The organism is Rhodococcus sp. LB1 (assembly GCF_001583455.1).
Lineage (GTDB): Bacteria > Actinomycetota > Actinomycetes > Mycobacteriales > Mycobacteriaceae > Rhodococcus_F > Rhodococcus_F opacus.
Genome location: NZ_LTCZ01000099.1, coordinates 1 through 4,096 on the forward strand (window position 1 = coordinate 1; position 4,096 = coordinate 4,096).

The window sequence follows — 4,096 nt, forward strand, 5'->3', positions numbered from 1 at the left end:
GTCACCGGTGTGCACCTGGTGACGGATCTGAGCCGGATGGGCGGGCTAGTGCAGCATGTGGCCGAAAGCGTCCGCCGCCGCCATCCCGAGCACGTCGCCTCCGGTGAGGCGGAGAAATCTCTCTCCGAGATGGGGCGGGTGGCGGCCGAGTTGGCCGGCCTCGCCGAACGGGTGCTGCACACGCATGATCCCGAACTGGCCGCCGAGATCGGCAGACGCGACGACGGGCTCGACGATCTGCACCGCCGGCTGCTTTGTTGGGGCGTTTCTACGAGCGCTTCGGTGACCATGCCGTGGTGGTCGGGCGCCGGGTGATTTTCCTCGTCACCGGGGAACAGATGACCCCGTAGGTCGTCGCCCGGCACGGGCCGCATCGCCGCGGCCGATCCGAGTGTGGACTTCGCCCTGCTGTTGGTGTGCGCGTTCGTGCCGATGGCGGCAATGGAGGCGTGGTTCATGATCGGGATGGAACTGTTCTTCACCCCCGACTGAACCTGCTATTCGGGTTGTTCGAGGGCGTCGGTGATGCGGTCGTGGACCGGAGGTTTCGAGGTTCTGGCCGGCGGTGCGGGCGGCGGCGTGGGCGCGGGTGTATTCGTCGTCGCTGAGCTGAATGTGGTGCGGTGGGGTCTGGTGTGGGCCTGTGGGCGAGTTCCGTCTGGGGTGCTCGCGCATCTCGCTGATGCACCGCGTGTGTTCGTGCCGGCCGAGGCCCGGTCGCAAGCACCCGCGCCCCGGATCCTGTTGGGGGAAGGTCAGGTTCGGCGGCGCTCGGCTGGCCTGGGTGGCGTGCTCGGTGCTTCGGCGGGAACATTATGAGGCACAATGAATGTCGGTGGCGGTGCGCTTGGGTGCGGGTGTGGGGTTCGTGTCAGGGGGCGAGGGTGTGTCCGCTCCCGGTGGTTTTGGCTTCATACATGGCGGCGTCCGCGCGACGGATCAACGTCTCCCGGGTGTCTTCCGGTCCGGCGAGGGCGATGCCGACGCTGGCGGTGTACCGAAGTTCGCGCCCGGGCGAGTCGGGTCCGATGTGCAGTTCGGTGATGCGGGTGGCGAGGGCGATGGCCTGGTCGGCGGAGGTGGTGTCGGGGCAGACGATGAGGAATTCGTCGCCGCCGATCCGGGCCACGGTGTCGGTGGGGCGTATGACCGACTGTAGTTGTTCGGCCAACCGGATGAGGGCGTCGTCGCCGACGGCGTGGCCGAGCCGGTCGTTGAGGGTCTTGAACTCGTCGAGGTCGATCAGCAACGCCGCAACCGTGCGCTCGCTTCCGCGTGCGGTGTCCAGGGCGGCGTCGATCTGCTGGTGCGCCAGGGCACGGTTGGGCAGCCCGGTCAACGGGTCGTGCAGGCTCAGATGCCGCAGCGCCTGCTCGGCCTCGATGCGCCGGATCGCCGCCGCCAGCACCGCGGTCACCGAGCGCAGGAACATCACCTCCCGGTCGGAGTAGTCGCGGGGGCGGGCACTGTGTGCGGTGAGCACACCCCACACCGTCTCGGCGCCGATGGGAACGCAGACTCCGCTCCGTAGCCCCCGGGAATTCATGGCTTCGGTGGAGAACCGGTGCTCGCCGTACCGGTCGGGGCAGATGATGATCTGGTCGGTGGCGGCCGCGTATCCGGGCTGGGAGTCGGTACCGGGGGCGAAGGTGTCCGGGACGGGTGGTTGACCACGGTAGGCGAGCACCCGCAACACCGCGCCCGGCTCCTCGGCCCGGGCCACCGAGGCGCAGTTGACTCCCACCAACGCGGCGGCGGCGTCCGCCGCGGCGACGAGGACGTGGTCGAGGTCGCCGTCGACGGCGAGCTGACTCAGGTCGGCGAGGGCGCGTTGTTCGCGGACCCGGTACGCGGCCGCCTCCAACGCGGTGTGCAGGCGCTGTTCGTGCTCCTGGGCGGTGCGCAGGTCCTGGGCGATGCAGGCGATCACCGCCGGGCGCTGGTCCTCGGTGTGCTCGATCACGTAGGTGGACAGGGTCACGGGGATCGGTTCACCGGTGAGGAAGTGCCGAAACTCCGACCGGCCCTCCCATCGGCCCTGATCGAGCAGGGCCGATTCCATCTCGGGGGCCTGGATGAATCCGACGTCGGTGAAGAATTCCGGTGCCCAGCGGGCGGCGACGGCGTCGTCGTCGGTCAGTCCCATCAGCTGCATTCCGGCGGGGTTGAGGTAGCGCAGGCGTCCGGTGTCGTAGTCGGCGAGTGCGACCATGTTCTGGGCGTGTTCGATCGCCGACAGCAGCATGCGGGCTTCCGCTGTTTCCGGTTTCATCCTGGGCGGCCGATTCCCGTGTTCGACTGACCCATTTGTGGCGGGGGCTTGGGCCTACGCTGGGGTTGGTGGCCTGGGCACGCTATGTCCTTCCGCGCGGGCGAGAGCGGGTGCGATCCATACACGCGGTGCGTTGTGTGCCGCCGGCAGACCCCTCGTGACTGCCGGCGGTGTTCTCGTCGCCCTCCGCTGGCTGGTGTGTCGGGCGCGGTGGTCACGGCGCGGGCCGTGTGATGGTCAGGGATTCGTCGAGGGCGCGGGGTGGCGGCGCGTTCGACGAGCAGGGGCACGAAGCCCCGGATCTGGCATCCGTCGAATCGATGGTGGGCGGCCTGAATCGCAGTGTCGACCCGGTCGGCATCGAGGAACTGGTACCGCTGGATCAGATGTGCGCGCACCGCGTCGATGCGCTGTTTTTCAGTGACGTCCATGACAGAAATTGTGGTCCCGTCGACGGCGGTCGGGAAGGGTCTTCAGTCGGTTTCATCAGGTTTGAATGCACCCTGATCCCGCTACCACCGCTGTCGGATGCGCACGCAATACCGATTCACACAACCACACAGGTAACAGAAGAACCGACACTTGGGCCATCGCCTCGGACCGTCCTCCTCGCATTGAGTGCGGTCACTCGGCCCCGTACGACGCATTCCGCAGGTCGACACATTTCGATCCAAATGTACTGTTGAAGGTTCCGGCAAGATCGCTGGATCAGCGCCGGTATACCTCCTGGATGATTACGGGTCACCGGTCGGCCCAACCGACATCGATCGCCGAAACTTTACATTCAGGTTGCTTCTGACACTTCTGGGAGCGGTGCGGACCAAGTCAGTCGGGTCCCGCCGGTGTCGAGGGTGGCGACGGTGCAGGTGCCGCCGGCCTGTTGGGCGCGGGCGGTGAGGTTGTGGAGGCCGCTGCGGGCGATGGTGTCGGGCAGTCCGATTCCGTCGTCGGCGACGCAGATGGTGAGGTCGTCGTCGACGGAGACGGTGACGTCCACGTGGTGGGCGTGGGCGTGGTGTGCGACGTTGCTGAGCGCTTCCCGTAGCACTGCTTCGGCATGGTCGGCGAGTGGTCCGGTGATCACGTTCATCGGCCCGGACATGCGCACCGTGGTCCGCAACCCGCTCTCACCGGTTTGTTCGGTGATGATCGCGGTCAGCGCCGGGCGCAGCGCGAACCCGTCGTCCCCGCCGCCATGCAGATCGAAGATAGCGGTGCGGACGTCGGTGATGATGTCCTGGACGTCGTCGATCATGTCCGACAACCGGCGCCGGGCCTCGGGGATGCGAGTCCGCGAGTGGGCGCTTTGCAGATGCAGTCCGTGCGCGAACAACCGTTGGATGACGTGGTCGTGCAGGTCACGTGCGATCCGGTCCCGGTCGGCGATCAGTGACATGGCGGCCAGCTGGCGTTGATCGTCGGCCAGTTTCAGCGCGAGGGCGGCCTGGTCGGCGAAGGCGGCGGCCAGGGGGAGTTGGCGGTCGTCGAACGGTTCTCGGCCGAGGGTGCGGATGAGGGCGAGTATCCCGGTCACCGCGTCCGCGGACACCCGCAGCGGCAGCAGCAGGGCCGGACCGTGCCGTCCGGCGTCGCTCATGTCCGGCACCTGGATCAGCTTCCCGGTGCGGTAGACCCGACCTGTGACGGTGTCGTCGACGCCGATCCGCATACCGTGCACGCTCGGGTCGTTCCCTGCGTACGCGGTGACCGTGAGGGTGGTGACGTCGGCGGACTCTTGGTCGAGGTCATCGGGTCGGGCGATCAGGACGTGGTCGGCGCCGGCCAGGTGGCGGGCCCGACGGGCGATCAGATCGAGCACCTCGC

General features: G+C 67.8%; 3 protein-coding genes and 1 pseudogene. 1 reads left to right on the forward strand and 3 read right to left on the reverse strand.

Going from position 1 to position 4,096, the window contains the following annotated elements; all coding sequences use genetic code 11:
- Positions 1-350, forward strand: a pseudogene (locus AZG88_RS16475) (phosphate signaling complex PhoU family protein); the annotation flags it as partial.
- Positions 351-871: 521 nt separating this feature from the next.
- Here the strand turns inward: AZG88_RS16475 and AZG88_RS16485 are convergent.
- The 3 genes from AZG88_RS16485 to AZG88_RS16490 form a co-directional block, all read right to left on the reverse strand.
- Positions 872-2,272, reverse strand: coding sequence for a diguanylate cyclase domain-containing protein (locus AZG88_RS16485; protein WP_061698286.1), 1,401 nt, complete (start codon positions 2,270-2,272; stop codon positions 872-874).
- On the reverse strand, positions 2,269-2,703 hold the full coding sequence (locus AZG88_RS55560; RefSeq protein WP_082833339.1) for a three-helix bundle dimerization domain-containing protein: 435 nt from the start codon (positions 2,701-2,703) through the stop codon (positions 2,269-2,271). Before AZG88_RS55560 ends, AZG88_RS16485 begins: the two co-directional genes overlap by 4 nt.
- 353 nt (positions 2,704-3,056) lie before the next feature.
- Positions 3,057-4,096, reverse strand: a 1,040-nt coding sequence (locus tag AZG88_RS16490; RefSeq protein ID WP_156517510.1) for a GAF domain-containing sensor histidine kinase, incomplete at its 5' end; no start/stop codon positions are given.